18 protein-coding genes are annotated in these 18,683 nt (G+C 58.5%); 9 read left to right on the top strand and 9 right to left on the bottom strand.

Annotation, left to right across the window (positions count from 1 at the left end; genetic code table 11):
- Position 1 precedes the first annotated feature (1 nt).
- On the bottom strand, positions 2-826 hold the full coding sequence (locus IB272_RS30965) for an ABC transporter ATP-binding protein (protein WP_192445681.1): 825 nt from the start codon (positions 824-826) through the stop codon (positions 2-4).
- Entirely contained in the window at positions 823-1,773 is a 951-nt protein-coding gene (locus IB272_RS30970; protein ID WP_246810484.1) for an ABC transporter substrate-binding protein, read from the bottom strand. Before IB272_RS30970 ends, IB272_RS30965 begins: the two co-directional genes overlap by 4 nt.
- Before the next feature lie 529 nt (positions 1,774-2,302).
- Here IB272_RS30970 and IB272_RS30975 point away from each other — a divergent pair.
- Complete coding sequence (locus tag IB272_RS30975) at positions 2,303-2,959, top strand: diguanylate cyclase (RefSeq protein ID WP_192445683.1); 657 nt, start codon at positions 2,303-2,305, stop codon at positions 2,957-2,959.
- Here the strand turns inward: IB272_RS30975 and IB272_RS30980 are convergent.
- The 5 genes from IB272_RS30980 to ppsA form a co-directional block, all read right to left on the bottom strand.
- Positions 2,928-3,572: a phosphoribosyltransferase family protein gene (locus IB272_RS30980; RefSeq protein ID WP_348646830.1), complete on the bottom strand. Its 645-nt coding sequence runs from the start codon at positions 3,570-3,572 to the stop codon at positions 2,928-2,930. The two genes, IB272_RS30975 and IB272_RS30980, sit on opposite strands and share 32 nt — an antisense overlap.
- Positions 3,573-3,626: 54 nt before the next feature.
- Positions 3,627-4,610, bottom strand: coding sequence for a zinc-dependent alcohol dehydrogenase family protein (locus IB272_RS30985; RefSeq protein WP_192445684.1), 984 nt, complete (start codon positions 4,608-4,610; stop codon positions 3,627-3,629).
- Between the two features lie 74 nt (positions 4,611-4,684).
- Positions 4,685-5,026 (bottom strand): DUF5335 family protein, encoded by a 342-nt coding sequence (locus tag IB272_RS30990; protein ID WP_192445685.1) that lies wholly within the window; start codon positions 5,024-5,026, stop codon positions 4,685-4,687.
- 5 nt (positions 5,027-5,031) lie between these two features.
- Complete coding sequence (locus IB272_RS30995; protein WP_348646831.1) at positions 5,032-5,343, bottom strand: ChaB family protein; 312 nt, start codon at positions 5,341-5,343, stop codon at positions 5,032-5,034.
- Positions 5,344-5,414: 71 nt separating this feature from the next.
- A complete protein-coding gene (gene ppsA / locus IB272_RS31000) occupies positions 5,415-8,390 on the bottom strand; it encodes a phosphoenolpyruvate synthase (RefSeq protein WP_348646832.1) in 2,976 nt (991 codons plus the stop codon).
- A 62-nt stretch (positions 8,391-8,452) separates the two neighbouring features.
- Between ppsA and IB272_RS31005 the strand changes: the two genes are divergently transcribed.
- From IB272_RS31005 to IB272_RS31040, 8 genes are all read left to right on the top strand, one after another.
- Positions 8,453-9,403 (top strand): glucokinase, encoded by a 951-nt coding sequence (locus tag IB272_RS31005; RefSeq protein ID WP_192445686.1) that lies wholly within the window; start codon positions 8,453-8,455, stop codon positions 9,401-9,403.
- A gap of 91 nt (positions 9,404-9,494) precedes the next feature.
- Positions 9,495-9,746: a hypothetical protein gene (locus IB272_RS31010; protein WP_192445687.1), complete on the top strand. Its 252-nt coding sequence runs from the start codon at positions 9,495-9,497 to the stop codon at positions 9,744-9,746.
- A 152-nt stretch (positions 9,747-9,898) separates the two neighbouring features.
- Entirely contained in the window at positions 9,899-10,423 is a 525-nt protein-coding gene (locus IB272_RS31015) for an Hsp20/alpha crystallin family protein (protein ID WP_192445688.1), read from the top strand.
- A 70-nt stretch (positions 10,424-10,493) separates the two neighbouring features.
- Positions 10,494-11,324 (top strand): universal stress protein, encoded by an 831-nt coding sequence (locus tag IB272_RS31020; protein ID WP_192445689.1) that lies wholly within the window; start codon positions 10,494-10,496, stop codon positions 11,322-11,324.
- Between the two features lie 36 nt (positions 11,325-11,360).
- Positions 11,361-11,804, top strand: coding sequence for a host attachment family protein (locus tag IB272_RS31025; protein ID WP_192445690.1), 444 nt, complete (start codon positions 11,361-11,363; stop codon positions 11,802-11,804).
- 48 nt (positions 11,805-11,852) lie between these two features.
- Positions 11,853-12,572, top strand: a complete 720-nt coding sequence (locus IB272_RS31030) for an ABC transporter ATP-binding protein (protein ID WP_192445691.1) — start codon at positions 11,853-11,855, stop codon at positions 12,570-12,572.
- A 9-nt stretch (positions 12,573-12,581) separates the two neighbouring features.
- Positions 12,582-14,945 carry an ABC transporter permease gene (locus tag IB272_RS31035; RefSeq protein ID WP_192445692.1) on the top strand — a complete coding sequence of 788 codons (2,364 nt, stop codon included), beginning with the start codon at positions 12,582-12,584 and terminating at the stop codon, positions 14,943-14,945.
- A gap of 3 nt (positions 14,946-14,948) precedes the next feature.
- Positions 14,949-16,148: an HlyD family efflux transporter periplasmic adaptor subunit gene (locus IB272_RS31040; protein WP_192445693.1), complete on the top strand. Its 1,200-nt coding sequence runs from the start codon at positions 14,949-14,951 to the stop codon at positions 16,146-16,148.
- A 16-nt stretch (positions 16,149-16,164) separates the two neighbouring features.
- On the opposite strand, the gene IB272_RS31045 is transcribed toward IB272_RS31040, so the two are convergent.
- Both IB272_RS31045 and IB272_RS31050 read right to left on the bottom strand, forming a co-directional pair.
- A complete protein-coding gene (locus IB272_RS31045; RefSeq protein WP_192445694.1) occupies positions 16,165-17,277 on the bottom strand; it encodes a site-2 protease family protein in 1,113 nt (370 codons plus the stop codon).
- Positions 17,278-17,330: 53 nt separating this feature from the next.
- A complete protein-coding gene (locus IB272_RS31050; protein WP_192445695.1) occupies positions 17,331-18,656 on the bottom strand; it encodes a trypsin-like peptidase domain-containing protein in 1,326 nt (441 codons plus the stop codon).
- Between the last annotated feature and the right edge of the window lie 27 nt (positions 18,657-18,683).

Consider the following 18,683-nt stretch of genomic DNA (forward strand, 5'->3'; position numbering starts at 1 on the left):
CTCATTCCGGCTCGCCGCCTCCCATGGTGCCGCGGAGCGCATCGGCAACCGCTGCCGCGTGAGCCACCAACTCGGCATTGTATATGCTGCGAGGGCGCGACAGCGGGATGTCAAAACTTCGCGCGATAGTTCCTGGAGCACGCGACATCAGCAAGATGCGATCGCCCAGGCATGCTGCTTCGCGCATGTTGTGCGTCACGAAGACCACCGTCTTACGACTGTCAGCCCAGATCTTCTGCACGTCGTCGTAGAGGTGCTCCCGCGTCATTGCGTCGAGCGCGCCAAATGGTTCGTCCATCAAGAGCACTTGCGGATCAGGCGCCAGCGCACGCGCAAGCGCGACGCGCTGCTTCATGCCGCCCGACAATTCGTGGACGTGCGCCTTTTCAAACTTTTCCAGTCCTACAAGCGAAAGGTAGTGATGCGCGATGTCCCGGCGCTCGTCGCCACGAAGCTCCGGGCAAAGCCTCAGACCGAACATCACGTTGCCAAACACGTTCAACCACGGAAAAAGCGAAGGTTCCTGAAACACGACCAACCGCTCTCGGCCAGGACCTGCGACCTCCTGGCCGTCCGCAAACACCTGACCGGCATCTGGTTGCGTCAGCCCGGCGATGATGTCGAGGAGCGTCGACTTGCCGCAGCCGCTCGGGCCAACGACGCAAACGATCTGACCGGCGGCAACCTGCATCGATACGTCGGCCAGAGCGTGCACGTTGGCACGAGACGTTCGAAACCATTTCGAGACCGATTGAACGTCGAGCTTGCTCGTCGCGAGGCTGCAATGCGGCGTGGTTGCTCCAACAAAAGGCGCGCGGTTGGTCATGGCAGTATGACCAGCTGAGACAGATCGGGGACCGCATCCAGGAAGCCGACACGTTGTGCTTTTGCCACATACTCCTGCAAGGCGGATAGCGCGATATCGCTGGTCACCGACATGCGCGGCCATGCCCGAGATGCAAGATCCGGGGACATCGTCACCCGAAAATCCGCTTTCAGTTCTTCGCGGACCATAGTCTGAGCTTCCTGGGGGTGCGCGCTGATCCAGTCTCCGAGTTCGCGGTGAGCCTGGACAAATCGATGCACGAGATCGCGGTATTGCTCAAGAAACCCAACCCTTGATACGAGCACCGTCGTGACCGCCTGCCTTTCCTCGATCAACACCTTGCCGCTCGCTTCCAGTTCAAGACGAGAAACCCACGGCTCGACAGTCCACACAGCATCCAGCTGTCGGGTTTTGAAGAGAGACAACTGCTCGGGGTTTGCGGTCGGCACCACAGAGGCGTCCCCGCCGGCCTGCGTAATTCGCAAGCCGCCTTCTCGTAGCCAAGCTCGGGCTGCGACGTCCTGAGTATTTCCGAACTGAGGTGTCCCGATCCGTTTCCCGCGGAAATCCATCGGTGTGGCAAGCTTTTCTCCTGGCTGCACCACAAGAGCAGAGCCGCCGTTCACGGCGCCGGCCACAATCCTGACCTCGGCTCCAGCGGAACGTGCATAGGCATTGATTGCCGGGTTCGGCCCGACGTAGGCAAGATCCAGACTGCCGGCAAAAATTGCTTCCATGGCGCTCGGGCCGGCGTTGTAGGCATACCATTCGATAACGACGCCTGGTCCTAACCTGTCGGCGAACCAGCTTTGCCCGCGATGTTCAAAGCTCCTAGCCACCAGCGCCTGAACATGAGTAATGTTTGGGAAATGGCCGACGCGGATGGTTACATTCGTGGCGTGGCCCACTGGGGCTTCAGCCACCCATAGGCCTGCTGCGATTGCCATTGCAAGAACATGCCTTCGTGTCAGCCGCCCCATAACCATCTGATGATCCTGCCTTCAGAAAGGACTATCCTGTCGAGCCTCTTCCCTCGTCTAAAATTGAGCAACCTCCCGTCGCACAACCGGACGTGCGAAGCGCCGTCCGTCTTATATTGCCGACTTTGCACGGTTCGGCATTGATGCTGCGCAACTTGACACTCTACCTACACATCCCTCCCGTCGGCACCGCACCTAACGCTGCGTCCAAAACCCAATACGGCGAAGGCAAGGCCGCTCGATCTATATTTGTTCGAACAACTTGCCTTCAAGCTATGAAGCGTTGCCGGCACGGTTGGAAACTGGTCAAATCTCTGAGATTGCTCATTTTCCAGATCGCAGCATATCCGACAGCACCGGGCACCTCTTGCGATATCCAAATACCGCGGTGGCTCCGCTCCGTTCTGGAGTGCGCCGAGGACACTTGCCGGAATTGACTTTTTGTCGCCCAGTTTTAATGTTAGCAAATCAAAAAATAGGTATTATGAAGGTTGTGATGCAGGCCTTCATTTTGCGCCAGAATATCGAGCGGTTTCAAAACCTTCTGAAAGCCGAAATAGGCGAGGCCGAGCGCAGGACCATCAGGGTATTGCTGGCGGCCGCACTGCGCGAGCAGGCCATTCTCCTTTCTTCCCGTGAGGGTTTCGAGGTCGAGATTGACCCGCTGCAGGCCGCCTTGCAGCGCCGGGAGTTTCGCGACAGATTTGCCTCCAGCTCCGAGGCCTGCCTGCTTCTGGATCCCTGCAAAGGGCTAAACATCGTCGACATCAACGATGCATATGCGGCGGCCACCATGGCCGACCCTGCCAGGATCATCGGCAAGCCGATCTTTGACGCTCTGCCAGACGATCCGACGGATCCAGACGCAGATGGCATCGCCAACCTTTATGCCTCGCTAGAGCGCGTCTTTAAACGACAAACCGATGACGTGATGTCTTCACAGCGTTATGACATGCGGCGCCCCGAAGGCGGCTTTGTCACAAAGTTCTGGAAGATCTCGAACCGGCCAATCCTTGGCAAGGATGGACGATTGATCTACTTTATGCAGAGCCTGGAGGATTTCACGGTTCGAACGACATGCGGCCCGATATGGCCAGGACAAGGCGACAACCGACAAGAACCTAGTCGCTGTGGGCGGCAAGCACCCGCATGACGTCGTCGTCGCTCAGCTGCGGAAATTCTTGGTAGAAGGAACCAACGGATCCCATCTGCTGCGGGGAAACCAGGCAACAGACTTCATCCACTCTTGGTCGAAGCGACGCAACCGAATCCGGGGAAGCGACCGGGACCGCGACAACTATTCTTGCAGGCCGGCGTTTCCTGATGCCTTCGATCGCTGCCCGGATCGACGCTCCGGTGGCTATGCCGTCATCAACGACGATCGCGATGCGGTTTGCAATATTGATGGGAGCGCGACCGGCAAGGTATACTTCTTTGCGACGCTCGATTTCGGCGATTTCCCGCTCGCAGGCGGCGTTGAACTGCGCTTCCGTCACGCGCGCCAGGGCGATCACCTCTTCCTCCCGCACAACAATTGGCTTGTTGCCGTCAACGACTGCCCCCATCGCGAGTTCCAGGTACCATGGAACGCCAATCTTGCGGACCAGCATGACATCGAGAGGCGCTTGAAGATGGGATGCAACTTCAGCGGCGACCGGCAAGCCCCCGCGAACGAGGCCAAGCACCACGATATCGTGGCCGCGATAGTGCTCAAGAGCTCGAGCGAGCTGCCTGCCTGCCTCGGATCGATCAGAAAAGCGCATCATTTACACTCCAACGGCAGCAAGCGGCGCACAGCGTTGTCCGCTCCTCATTCCGGTTTACGGCACGATGACGGCTGCCCCGTTCAGTCTGCCGTGGCGCAGATCATCGAGGGCTTGGTTCGCTCTTTCGAGGGGATAGACGACAGTGTGGGTCTTTACCTTGGCTCTTTCAGCGACGGGAAAGAACTCGAAGGCATCTGCCCGCGTCAGGTTTGCGACCGAAGCGATTTGCCGTTCGCCCCAGAGAATGGAATAGGACATTTGAGGAATATCGCTCATATGTATGCCGCCGCATACGACGCGCCCTCCCTTACGCACTGCGCGTAGCGCCGTTGGCACGAGATCGCCCGCTGGCGCAAAGATGATAGCGGCGTCAAGCACCTCTTCAAGTGTCTCGTCCGAACCACCGGCCCAGCTTGCGCCGAGACTGATTGCGAACTGCTGGGCCGAAACGTCGCCGGGTCGTGTGAAGGCATAGATTTCTCGCCCTTGCCATATGGCGATCTGGGTAATGATGTGGGCAGCGGCGCCAAAGCCAAAAAGGCCGATGTGCTTTGCGTATCCTGTCTTTTTGAGCGACCTCCAGCCGATAAGCCCGGCGCAGAGAAGCGGAGCGACGGCCACCGGATCGTGCGCGAACTCCAACTTGAAGGAAAATCGCTGGTCGGCGACGACGTGGGTGGCAAATCCGCCATCGCGGGTAAACCCCGTGAACAGCGGCTTGTCGCACAGGTTCTCCTGGCCGGCACGGCAATAGGAGCAATGCCCGCAAGTAAAGCCCAGCCACGGCACGCCAACTCGGCTACCAACAAGTGTCCAATCAACATTCTCGCCGACGGTTTCGACCACCCCGACGATTTCGTGGCCAGGTATCAGGGGGAGTTTCGGGTGATCGAGCTCTCCGTCAACGACGTGGAGGTCGGTGCGACAGACGGCGCAAGCCTCCACGCGTATTCGGATTTCGCCAGGGCTTGGGCGCGGGTCGGCAAGGGTCTTGAGAACCAGGGGTGTCCCAGGCTTTTCAAGTACCATCGCCTTCATCACGCACCTCAACTGAATTCAAGTCAGGCCAAGCCTTCCTGGCCACATTCCGGGGAAAGGTCGTATCTTCCTGCTCATTCCGGTGGCGCGGAAAGCATAAGCGGGCTCGTCAGGGTGACAATCTGGCGGTGCTCTTCTGAATCCACGATTTCAATACCACTGAGCCCATCGATCTCTTCGCGGATTGCAATGCTGGAGGGCTTGTGAATGAGATGATCCAATCCCTCCATAGCAATCTCCAGAAGATCGCCCTTGGGATCGAAGGTGATGCCGACCAACGGGACAGATTTCGCCTGTATCTGGTCACCCAGTCGAAGGCCGGTAATCTCGACCTGCGCCCGCTTCCCTCGAAGGGCCTTTGCCATGTTATCAAAGAAAATATGCCACTCGGACCGATCCAAGATGCGACTGGTCATGTTCCTCACTCCCTTTGGTCAATCGCCGGGGTACGCTCAAGCCAGCCACCCCCGACCTTCAGATATCGCCGTTTCACGGCGCTCCAGGCTATTCGATGCGAAGTCTGTTCCTGGCGCGGATCGTCTTGGTGAGAGACAAATGCGTGATTGAATGCCTCGCGATAAATGTCCTGTGCATGGCCCGGCAGGACGCGCCTAAGGGGTGCCGGCAGGTCGAGATTGGAAGCATAGGGCATTAGCATCACTCTACCAGCGGTTTGCAGCAAATATGCCGGTTCGCGTTTCTCAAACTGTTCCTCAAACTCAAACGCTCGCATCGACACTGCTCGGCGTGCCAAGGATCCGGTACAAACCTAACCCATCTCAGGGACCTCGGCTTTGTCGGCGATCAAATCGCCTGACCTAACGGTCCGCCCGGCAACCAGCCTTCACCGTAGTTCGCAAAAACATCTTCGCGCCGGCAAAGCTCCCCTGCCGGCGCCATTACCGCTGCCGCACCGGCTGCAATGCCGAACCGAAACGCATCTTCCATTGCCCCACCTGCCTCAAGGAGCCAGACAAGTCCGCCAATGAAGCTGTCTCCGGCGCCCACCGTGGATCTGGCGACGACATGCTTTGATGGCACACGCAGGGTGCCGAAATCGCCTGCAAGCAAGGCACCCTCACGGCCGAGGGTGACCGCGACGAATTCCGAGGCACCGTCCCTTACCAGAGCTGATGCCGTCCTTGCGACGCCATCCTCGTCCAGTCGGCACCCCGCAAGAACCTCAAGCTCCTCAAGGCTCGGCTTGATGAGGAAGACCGGAGCCTTGCCCAAGGTGTCGCGCAACGTCGTTCCGGGGCAATCAAGTATGACCCTGGTTCCCTTTTTGTCCGCACATCTGGCAATTTCAGCGTAGACATCGGCTGGCGCGTTGCGCGGAAGGCTGCCGCTTGCAACCAGATAGTTTCCCTGGAACTCGTCAATGACTTGCAAGACTGCACAAATGTCGTCTGCGACAATTTCGGGACCTTCCGGCACAAAACGATACTCAAGCCCGGTCTCATCTTCATGCACCATAAATGCGATGCGGGTGGATCCCGCTATCGTTACAGAATGGATGCGGATGGCCGTTGCAGCGAGCGCATCCTTGAGGATCGCGCCCGTCGCGCCACCTGCAAAAACCACCAGTTCTGCGCTGCCGCCCAGCGTTGCGATGACGGCCGCAACATAGAACCCGTCAAAGTGCCGCGCGAATTCCGCTGCCAGAACGACATTGGAAGGGATTTCGCACATGATGTAGATCTCAAGCCCGTTGCCCCGCTTCAATCCATTCTCGGCCATTGTATCCAACACCTTTTCCGCCTCCTGCGGAGAGCGGCAAAAGGGGATCATGAGCGCGACATTCACAAAACCCATCCTCTCTCGAAGACGCCTTATGGCACGGCATTCCAGCACGAACCCATCCCTGTAGCGGGGTGAATGATAGCGAGAGGCTCCACGAAAGCCGATCATCGGGTTTTCCTCTCGCGGTTCGAACTGCCTTCCGCCGCAAAGACCGGCATATTCGTTGGTCTTGAAGTCGCTCATGCGAACGATGATCGGTTTCGGAAACGCGACAGCGGCAAGTCGCGCCAGCCCGGCTGAGAGCTTGTCCACAAAGTATTCGGTCTTGTCGTTGTATTGTCTCGTCAGGGTGTCGATCATTTCCCTGGCGGCTTGATCCCGCAACCCGTCGAAGTGGACAAGCGCCATCGGATGGATCTGGATGGTATTCGATATCACGAACTCCATGCGCGCAAGCCCGATGCCGTCGGCCGGCAACCGCCACCACCTGGATGCAGCCTGCGGATCGGCAAGGTTCAGCATCACCTGTGTTCGCGTTTCAGGTATGTCGGAGAGGTCTGTTTCCTCGGCGACGAAGTCCGCCCGTCCCTGGTAGATCGTGCCCTCATCCCCTTCCGCACAGCATACCGTGACCACTTGCCCCGGTTGGAGCAACTGCGTTGCGTTCCCAACGCCGACGATCGCGGGAAGACCGAGCTCCCTGCTGACGATCGCGGCGTGCGACGTCCGGCCGCCATGGTCGGTGACGATAGCTGAGGCACGTTTCATCAGCGGAACCCAGTCTGGATCGGTCGTCGCTGCAACCAGAACAGCGCCGTCGACAAAGCAATCAGGGTTGCCCGCTTGTTCGACAAGGCAAACGGGCGCGGCCGCTATGGCGTTGCCGATCGCCAGTCCCCGAGCGAGCGGTCGTCCCTTGGAACTGATGCGGTAGGTCGACAGCAGGTTGGTCGCCGCCCGTGACTGCACGGTCTCCGGGCGTGCCTGGACAAGCCAGATCTCGTGGTTTTGACCGTCTTTCGCCCATTCGATGTCCATGGCGCACTCATAGTGCGTCTCAATTGCGACAGCCCACCGGGCCAGCTTGACAATCTCCTCGTCGCTCAAGACGAGCCCCGCCCTCTCCTCGACGCTCGTCAAGACGCCTTGCGTCGGGGTTGACCGATCGCCGTAGACGAGCTTTCTTTGCTTGGAGCCACGCCGCTTTTCTATTATCGGCACAACGTCAGGAATGCCGAGCAACGGTTTGAAGACGCGATATTCATCCGGATCGACGGTGCCCTTGACGACATATTCGCCAAGCCCCCAGCTCGCATTGATGACGGCAACCTTATTGAACCCGGTCTCCGTTTCGATTGAAAACATGACACCGGCTGCGCCAAGGTCGGAGCGCACCATCTGCTGGATGCCGATCGAGAGCGCCACCTTCATCTGCTCGAAGCCGTTTGCCTGGCGATATGCTATGGCACGATCCGTAAAGAGGGAAGCGTAGCAGCGGCGGCAGGCATCCATGAGTGCTCGTTCGCCAGCGATGTTGAGGTAGCTTTCCTGCTGCCCCGCAAAGCTCGCCGCTGGCAGATCCTCAGCGGTGGCGCTCGAGCGCACCGCGACGGACGCGGTTTTGACACCGAGCCTTTTCGACAAATTGCGATAGGCTGATACCAGGTCTTCCTCGATTTCGGGAGGCCAAACACCCTGCAGGATCAGGGCGCGGATAGCCGTCCCGGTTTGAGAAAGGGTGTCGCGGCCGGATTCCCATGCGTCCAAAAGTGCTCCTATTGGCTCGCGCAGGCCGTTGAAATCGATGAAGCGCCAATAGGCTTGCGCCGTCGTGGCAAATCCGCCTGGAATCTTGATCCCGCTTCCGGAAAGCCCGTTGATCAGTTCGCCGAGCGAGGCATTTTTGCCGCCAACGTCACCGATGTCTCCTCGTCTGACGTCCTCCAGCCAAATCACGGATCTCATACCAAGCCTCCAGCATTCAGAAACCGGCAAATCATAAACGCCGACGTGGGGTCTGACCTTGACGGCCGTCAAAGCACGTTCGGTGGACTTGCGTCACAATCTCGTAAACGAGATGGGAGGGATCTGCGGTGGGCATGTTGGCACGTCAGGCAATCGTTGCGGAGATCGGCGAAACACACACACGCCTTGCGGTTACGGACTACGACCGGCTATCGATCGACCACTACGTACAGTTCGACAACAACGCCTTTTCGTGTGTGACCGACGCGCTGGCCGCCTACATCAGGTCAACGCCCGTCGCGACCTCTGCAATCGGCATCGCGGTCATAAACGGCGGCCCGGCTACCGACGAAGATCGCCTTCATCATGATCTGGCAGAACAACTCGATTGGGGCACTACACCCTCCCGAGTTTTCAAGGTCGAGGCGCTCGACGCGCTGGCATTGGTTTTACCCCATCTGACTTTACACGACACAAAACTGATCAGCGGACAAACGGTCGAGCCTGGTGCGCCGAAGGCGATCATCAGCGTCGGACAGGCGCTCGGCGTAACGTCGCTGACCCCGGACGATGGCGCGTGGACCGCGCACCGAACCCATGCGGGAAGCATCTCCTTTGCCCCCCAGACGCGTGGGGAATTTGACATTTTCGAGCGCATCCGTTGCGCGACTGACTACGTCTCGGTCGAGAACCTCCTGTCGGAGGCCGGTCTTTGCCATCTTTATGAGTTGCTGCTCGAAAGTGCGGGTCAGGCCGTGCGCGGCTCACCGGCCTCCAGCATCATCGATGCGGCATTAAGCGGGAGCGACGCGGTGGCGGCAAAGGCCGTGGACAATTTCGCCACCTGGCTGGCGAGGTTCGCTGGTGACATCGCTCTTCTCTATGATGCCAGGGGTGGCATTTATCTGTGGGGGCCCATTCCGCGAAGAATGGAACGACGGTTGAAGGCCGATCTTTTTCGAGCGGCTTTCGAAGCGAAGGGCCGACGGTCCGCCTGGCTTGCGCAGATACCAATATTCATCATCCGCAGCGACGACGCGATTTTGAAGGGCGCGGCTTTGGCACTCGCCGGGCGCCTGGATTGAGCGCTTGCCCAATTGCGAGCAATGGGTTCGGCGGCGAACGCAGTCTGCGCTATCAGGAAGCCTGAACGGTGGAACAGGAGGCGACCAAACCTTGAGACGGCTCGGTGCTGACCTGTCTTTCCTTGAGAAGAACCCCCTTTATCAGGAGCACACTGAAGACCGAAGCGATCATGAGAACGATCAGGATCAGCAAAATCCAATTCAACAGGACCGCCTGTATCATGTGCCGTATGTCACGCCGGGTCATCTGGAAATCCCTGAACGTCGCGCCTTGGTGAACAACAACACGAACGGCCATGCCTTGCATTGCTCTGCGTCAAAGCAGCGACGGAGCCAGCTTTGACGGGCGTCAATGCACCAGCTTGCAGATCGCGGTCTAATCGCTTCGTCTACTGGTCGACGGCCAAAGGCGGCTAGAGGGTCGATACGCCTCTTTCCCATGTCCTTTGTCGGTCGCCGACCGGGCCCCACGTTTACTCAAAGGAGAAACCAGTCATGACTGAGACAGCGACGAAACTCCCCATCAAGCAAGACGAAGCCCCTCGCTCCCGCCCGCAATCGTGGATGCCCTTTGAAGGTTTGCGGGCCGAAATCGACCGCCTGTTCGACGACTTCACTCCGAGCTTCTGGCGCCGGTCGTTTGACCCCGTGCATGTTCACAGCTCAACCGTTCTGCCGACCTGGGCACTCGCGCCGGCGATTGATCTCGTCGAGAAGGAGGCGAGCTACGAGATCACCGCCGAGTTGCCAGGGATCGAGGAAAAGGACATCGAGGTTAAGGTGTCGAACGGAAACCTGACGATCCGCGGCGAAAAGCTGGAGGCCAAGGAAGAAAAGGACAGGGAATACGTGCTGTCCGAGCGGCGCTATGGCTCATTCCAGCGCACCTTCAAGATGCCCCAGGGCGTGAAAGCCGAAGATATTGCGGCGACGTTTTCGAAGGGCGTGCTGACGGTCACGTTGCCAAAAACCAAGGAGGCTCAACAGAACGATCGCAAGATCCAGGTGAAGGCCGCCTAACGGGCTCGGCGCTCCGCTCCGCAAGGGTTCAAGCGCCTTGCGGAGCGCTGGCCGCCAAAGGGAGGATATCATGTCATTCAAGACGATTTTGAACGTGGTCGCAGACGATGGAGCCGCCGAGGATCTAGACATCGCGATGAACCTGGGCGGCGAGGTGAGCGCACATCTCAGCACCCTGGTCGTCACTATGGCCCCCGTACCCACCGGACGCTATCAGACGCTATCGCCGAGCTGGCTGGAAGTGCGCGAGCGCAACCTGCAGCGGCTGTCAGATCACATAGTCAGGATCCGCGAGCGCCTCGCAACAGCCGGATTGTCGTTTGATGTCGACAGTGTGTATGCAGAGGTCGCAGGCCCCGCTTACGATATCGGTGAAAGAGCCCTCTACGCGGATCTGATCCTCGCCGGCCCCGGCGTATTTGCGCGCGATGAGTTGAAGTCTCAGATTGTCAGCGGCGGGCTTTTCCAAGCGGGCCGCCCGGTCCTGTTCGTTCCGCCCGGTGCGATTGCGACGCTGCAGCCGAGGACGATACTGCTCGCCTGGGATTCGCGCCCGAGCGCGGCCCATGCCGCAAGAGATGCGCTCGAAATGATGAAGATGGCGCAATCGGTTCACGTCACCATGGTCGACCCCGTTGCCGCATTGAGGGTGAGCGGTGGCGAACCGGGCGCCGATGTCGCAACGTATCTCGCCCGCCACGGCATCAATGTCTCTGTGGAGACCCTGCCGAGCGCAGGTCACTTTGTGACCGAGACGCTGCAAAGGCATGCAATGGACATCAACGCCGACATGATTGTCATGGGTGCCTACGGGCATTCCAAGCTTCTGGAGCTCATCCTCGGGGGCGTCACGAAATCCATGCTCAAGCAGGCCAATTTGCCCATTCTGATGTCCCATTGAAACAATGTCAGAACCGTGAATGGAAAGGACGCACCGATGAAACCGAAAATTCCACACGATTGCTGGATTTTGGCGTGCGACGGGGGCCGTGCACTTCTCATGCGCAATAATGGAGATGTTGAACGTCTCAACCTTGTTGTGATGGACTCCTTCGTAAACTTGGAGGCGCCGACGCGGATGCTGGGGAGCGATCGCGAAGGAAGGGTCTACCAATCGGTGGGCGGCGCTCGCAGCAAGGTTGAACAGACTGATTTGCATCAACAGGCCGAGGATCGATTCGTCTCCAGCCTTGCCCGCAGAATGTCATCCCTGGCACACGAAAAGAAAATGACGATCCTCGTCCTCGTTGCACCCCCACGCGTCCTTGGCCAACTGCGTCGGCAGCTCGATACCCACACTCGGTCTGTGGTCAGCGCAGAACTGGCAAAGGACTTGGTCAAATTCGATGTCGCGGATATTGAAGGCTATTTTGCGCAATAAGGCGTGCACGGAACGTCTGGCGTCCGGGTCGAGCAAAGGTGTAGGCCAGTGGAATCCGCAAGAGCAGCGATCGCCTTGGGGGCGCATAACCTCACGAAGATCTATCGGATGGGCGCCATTGAGGTTTTTGCCCTTCGTGGCGTCGATGTCGAACTCTACAAATCGGAACTTGTGGTGCTGCTCGGGCCTTCTGGAAGCGGTAAATCCACCTTGCTCAACATTCTCGGTGGTCTCGACAAGCCCTCATCGGGTCAAATACGCTTTGGCAATAAGCCGCTTGCGCTCGACAGCGAATGTGCGCTCAATCTATACAGACGAAATCATGTCGGCTTTGTCTTTCAATTTTACAATTTAATACCAAGCCTGACTGCACGAGAAAACGTCGCTCTCGTAACCGAGATCGCCAAAGATCCGATGTCGCCCACCGAAGCGCTGACACTTGTCGGACTTGGCGATCGCCTTGACCATTTTCCAGCACAGCTTTCAGGCGGCGAACAACAGCGCGTTGCGATCGCCCGGGCGATCGCAAAGCGGCCCGATTTGTTGCTTTGTGACGAGCCGACAGGCGCTCTCGACAGCAAGACCGGAATCCTCGTGCTCGAGGCCGTTCTCAAGATCAATCGGGAGCTAGGCACCACGACTGCGCTAATTACCCACAATGCTGTCATTGCCGAGATTGCCAATCGTGTCCTGTATTTCGCGGACGGTCGCATCGTTGAAACACGGTGCAACGCAACGCAGCGCTCGCCCAGTGAGTTGATTTGGTGACTGGCCGCGATGACAAGCCTCAACCGAAAGCTCCTACGGCAGCTCTGGAAAATGAAGGCTCAGCTTCTGGCGATCGCATTGGTCATCGCTTCTGGCACGGCACTGCTGATCATGTCACTGACGACGATCGAGGCGCTTGAGGAAACGACAGCCGCCTATTATGAGCGGACCCGCTTTGCCGATGTATTCGCTCACGCCAAACGTGTGCTAGACCATCGCAGCAGCGACATAGCGGAGATCCCGGGCGTCAGGCTGATCGAAACACGGATCGATGAGCGCGCTATCGTCAACGTCGACGGCTATGTCGAGCCAGTCGTTGCGCAGATAATTTCCCTGCCCGACCGTGGCCCGCAACTCTTGAATGCGCTCGTGATCCGTCTGGGACGTTTGGTTGACCCCACCCGACCCGATGAGGTCGTCGTCAGCGAGCCCTTTGCCGAGGCGCATGGGTTGACGCCCGGAGACAGTTTTGAAGCCATATTGCAAGGTCGCAAGCGCAAATTGCAGATCGTGGGAACCGCCCTTAGCCCGGAATTCGTATACGCCATTGCTCCAGGGGGACTGATGCCGGATGACGAGCGTTTCGGCATCCTTTGGATGGGAAAGAATGCCTTAGCCGCGGCTTTCGACCTCAAGGCGTCCTTTAACAGCGTTGCACTCAGTCTGTTGCCAGGTGCTGACGTCAACGATGTTATTCGTCGGCTCGATGGCATACTTGAGCCATACGGTGGCATAGGGGCCTACAGTCGCAGCGACCAGACATCAAACTGGTTCCTCGAAAGCGAAATTGCCCAACAGAAAAATCTGTCCCGCGTGATGCCGACGATATTCCTCGCCGTGGCGGCCTTCCTGACAAACCTGGTGATGGCGCGTCTCGTCAATACCGAACGCCGGGAAATCGGTCTGCTCAAAGCTCTTGGCTATCCCAATCGGACGATCGGTTGGCACTATTTCAAGCTCGTCCTAGCAATAGCAGCTGTGGGCATTGGGCTTGGTTCAATTGTCGGCGCATGGCTTGGGCACTGGAACACCGAACTCTACGCAAAATTCTACCGCTTTCCCTTTCTGCTCTACCGACCTGGTCCTGACGCATTCCTGGTATCCGCGACAGTCAGTCTGACTGCCGCGTTCGCCGGCAGCCTGGCGGCAAGTTATCGCGCCGTTCGATTGCCGCCGGCGGAGGCTATGAAACCGCCATCCCCGCCGGTCTATCGGCGCCTGTTTACAACGCGTTCAGCGTATGCTGGAACGCTTGATGAGCCGACCCGCATGATCATGCGTCGGATCACGAGATGGCCTGGACGGGCATTGCTCACTAGTTTTGGGCTGGCATTGTCTACAGCTGTCATGATCATGGCGCTCCAATGGGTAGATGCAATCAACTCTCTTGCCGAAACGGTTTTCGAACGCGGACAACACCAGGACGCCACTGTCGCGTTCAACGAACTTCGCCCGCTCAAAACCGTTACCGACTTCGAAAATCTCGACGGTGTACTGATGGTCGAACCCTATCGCTACGCACCGGCTCGAATAAGCCGGGGGCATCTTGGCGAACGCCAGGGTATAATCGGCTTGCCCGCTAGCGCAAACCTGAGCCCCGTATTCGACGCTTCGCGCGGACGCCTCGAAATCCCGCCTGCGGGCCTGGTTGTTTCTCGCAAACTCGCAGAGCTTCTGCATCTTGAGATTGGTGATACTGTTCTCGTCCACTTTCTGGAAGGGCACCAAGACTCGATCAACGTTCCCGTGGTACGAGTGTTCGAGACCTATATTGGCAAGCCCGCTTATATGGAGATGGGAGCGCTCGACCGCCTTTCAGGTGACGATCGCGTCGTGAGTGGTCTGCACATCCGTGTAGACCCGGCCGGCCGAGCCGGCCTCCTTGCAAGATTGAAGGACATCCCTGGCATAGCTTCCATCCAGTTTCGACAAGCTGCCATTGATACATTCTACAAAACAATGGGCGAAACGATCTTCATCTTCATCGGGTTCTTCCTTGCGTTTGCCATGACACTTTCGGTGGGAGTGACCTACAATTCGATCCGCATCGCCATCTCCGAGCGATCCCAAGAACTTGCAACATTGCGGATACTGGGCTTCACCCGTTGGGAGATCTCCTACATTCTCTTGGGGGAGGTCGGTTTGCTGACATGGCTCGCCGTTCCTCTCGGCGCCACGATCGGCCTTGTGCTTGCATGGTGGATGACGAGCGCATTTGAGACCGAACTCTACCGTGTTCCACTCGTGCTTCAGAATGCAACCTATGGCAAAGCGACGATCATCATGCTTGCCTCGGTACTGGGGTGTGCCGCAGTCGCGCGCCGTAGGCTCGACAAGCTGGATCTGATCGCAGCACTGAAAACAAGGGAGTAGCAGTTGCGTGCGGCGCCAAAGCGACTGGCGATCTGGGGAAGCCTTGCGGCCGTTCTGGCGATCGGCCTCGCCTATGCACTCCGTCCCCAGCCAATTCCGGTGGACCTGGCGACGGTGCAGATCGGCCCCCTACGCGTAACGGTCGACGAGGAAGGGGAGGCTCGCGTACGTGAAGTCTACACACTTCATGCGCCCCTTCGCGGTCAGCTACAGCGCATCACTGCTGAGCCGGGCGATCCCGTTAAGGCTGGAGAAACCTTGCTCGGCCAGATTGAACCGGCAGCGCCAGCTTTCCTGGACGTAAGATCGGAGGCGGAGCAACGGGCGGCGGCGGACGCCGCAGGCGCCGCCTATAACCTTGCTGCGGCCGAGCTCAACAAGGCAAAGGCGGACCTCGCCTTTGCGGAGGCGGAGCGGGGTCGCGCGCGGCTTTTAATGGAGCGCAACACAATTTCTAAGCGAGCTCTTGACGATGCCGAGCGTGTCTACAATGTGGCCGAAGCCAACCTCGCGACGGCCGAGGCAGCTCTCAACGTCAGGCGCCATGAACTCAGCCAAGCGCGCTCACGCCTGCTGTCGCGTCAGGAAATCAGGAACCGTAGCGGACCCTGCGAGTGCGTTGCATTGACGGCGCCTGTGAATGGCGTGGTGCTAAGGATCATGCGCCGCAGCGAGGGCGTGGTCGATGCGGGCACTCCGCTTTTGGAGATCGGCGATCCCAATGACATGGAGATCACCGTCAATCTTCTCTCCGAGGACGCCGTCAAGCTCAAACCCGGGCAAAAGGCAATTGTGACCAATTGGGGTGGGGAAGATCTCAACGCAGTCGTGCGTCGGATAGAGCCATTCGGCCAGACAAAAGTCTCCGCCCTCGGCATCGAAGAACAGCGTGTTGACGTTGTCCTCGATCTTACGGATCCACCGTTCAGATGGCGGCCGCTTGGACACGGCTATCGCGCCGATGTTCGGATTATCCTCTTCGATGGCCAGGTCGTGAAACTCCCACTAGGGGCTCTGTTCCGTCAAAGCGACAATTGGGCGGTTTTTACCGTTAAAGAAGGCCGAGCGCGTTCAAAGACAATTCAGATAGGGCACCGTAACAACCTCGAAGTGGAAGTTCGCGGGGGGCTGGTGGCTGGAGAGAAGGTCATTCTTTATCCAAGTGATCGCATCGCCGACGGTGTATCGGTGGTCGAGCGATAGAGCGTGACTTGTTGGATCAGCGCGCACGGTGATGGCGGCCGCTAGGCTTAAAGCTTTCATCGGCGTAGCGGAGCATCATCAATTCTCCAATGGTTTCATAATTCATCAGGCCGACAACGCGCTCGCTGCTATCCACAATGGGAATAGCAGATGCTTGCGCTTCCTGCATGAGCTTCAAACTAAAGTCGATCGGGGACTTCTCATCCAGTGCGGGAATGTCGCGACGCATAACGTCGCTTACGGACGCCCCCGCGCCCCTTTCCTTCATCGCACGGACAATGCCTTCTCGCGTCATCAATCCTTCGAACCGACCAGCTTGGTCAACAACAGGAAACTCGCTTTGGCTGGTGGCAAGAAGGAGCTCTACCGCCTCACCAACACGAGCCTGAAGCCCTAGTGTCGTGAACTCGGTGATCATCACATCACGGATGCTTGTGTCGTCGGAAATGGCCTTAAGGTCGCTGTCTTGCGCTTCAGTCTCCGCGGCGAAATAGACGAAGATGGCGATGAAAATCAACAAGGGGTTGAAGAAGATACCAAAGACACCCATGGCTAGCGCGATGGATTGTCCGATCCGAGCCGCCAGCGCAGTGGCCCGCGTCCAGGGCAGACGCCAGGCAAGAACTGCCCGAAGGACCCGCCCGCCATCCATCGGGAAGGCGGGGATCATGTTGAACACGACGAGGAAAATGTTGACCCCCGCGAGCCGCGCCAGGAAATCTACGCGAGGATCTTGAGGCGCCAACAGCTGTTCCCAGCCCAGGGCGCCTCCAACGACCATGACGATGAGGCCAGCAATCATGACGTTTACGAGCGGGCCTGCGATGGCGATCACCAACTCCTCAAGCGCCTTGGTGGGGTTGCGCTCCAATCGCGCGAGACCGCCGATTGGCAAAAGTGTGATATCCAGTGTCTTGATGCCGAAGTGGTGAGCGGCCGCGATGTGCCCGAATTCATGAAGCACCACACAGAGGAAGACACCGATGATGAAGGCAACGCCCTCAAAGGCGGCAGGCGGACCGCCGATCCGGTAATGCATCACCCAGATCCAAATGAGAAGAAGGGCGAAAGTTACGTGCACGCGGACTTCGGTCCCCCCGACGGTGCCCAGTTTCAAGAACCATTTCATGATGTTGTCGCTCCGATACTCTTTTCCCAAAGCCGAACGTCGAAGAATTGCGTCTACGGAACCACAAATCGATATGCTGTGCCTGCGCGCAGGATATCGAACGAAACGCTGCCATCTGCGGTATCCAACAACTCCTGAATCCGAGTTGCCGAGACGGGGGGCTCACCGTTGATCGACGTCAGATAGTCACCCATTCTGAGGCCAGCCGCGTATGCTTCGCTATCGGATGGTACTTCCATTAGTACCGGCCCGTTGGGCGTACATGCGCGCGAAGCCGATGAATCCGGCAAGGCAAAGGTCACGGAGTCCAGGGCGCTATTGACCGAGACGCCCTGCACGTCTACGGGATCTAGAAGTTTCAGCTCCAGCCGTTGTGGCCTGCCCTCCCTGCGGATATCGAGAGTAACCTGGGCATCGGGCGCAAGCAGACTGACTGCATTCTTGAAGGCAGCCTCGGTCGAGACCGCATGGCCGTCAAGCGCGGTCACGGCATCGCCGAGCCTTACCCCCTGGCGTTCGGCAGCCGAGTTGCAGGAGAGCCGGTCGACGACCAGGTCCCTGGTCGCGTCGTCACCTACCGGCGAAAGGGTGACGGACACGCCGAGCCATCCGCGCTTTATGACGCCGTCCTTTATGAGACCGCGAACGATCTTGGATGCGAAGTCGGAAGGTATGACAAAACCGACGCCCTGGGCGCCTTCGTTCGGCGGCGGTGCCCCGCGTACCACTCCCAGAAGCTCGCCTGCCGCATTGACAAGCGCGCCGCCGGAGTTTCCCGGGTTGAGTGCGGCATCAGTCTGGATATAGTCCTCATAGTCGTCGATCCCAAGACCAGATCTGCCGAGCCCGCTTACCATCCCGAAGCTTGCTGTCTGCTCCAAGCCAAGGGGACTACCCACCGCGACCACGAAATCGCCAACCGTCAGAACGGACGATCGTCCCCAGTCAAGGGAAACGAGGCCCCGTGCCCCAATCTTGATGACGGCAAGGTCGGTTGGCGGATCGCTGCCGACAACTTCGGCCGGCAGAACGCGGCCGTCGTTGAGCGTCACGGCGATGTCATCGGCATCGGCGATCACGTGGCTGTTTGTAACGATATAGCCCTCTTCGGCGTCGATGATGACGCCGGATCCCGTAACAGTAGCACCGCTCTCAAGGATGAGGACATGTTCGGGCAGGCCCAGGATCTTTCGAACGTTCGCATCGTCCAGCAAGTCGTTCGTCAGTACACGGTTGGCGGTACTGCTGATGCCAACGACCGCGGGCCGGACCCGAGCCAGCGCATCAGAGAACCCTGCGCCACCACTTGCAGGGACCGCTGGCGAAACGGTGAATGCATATACCGCAGTGGCAAGCAGGAAACATGGTAGATTCTGCATAATCTGCACTCCTGACTAAGAAGTCAG

This window comes from Ensifer sp. ENS08 (assembly GCF_014852195.1).
Classification (GTDB): domain Bacteria; phylum Pseudomonadota; class Alphaproteobacteria; order Rhizobiales; family Rhizobiaceae; genus Ensifer; species Ensifer adhaerens.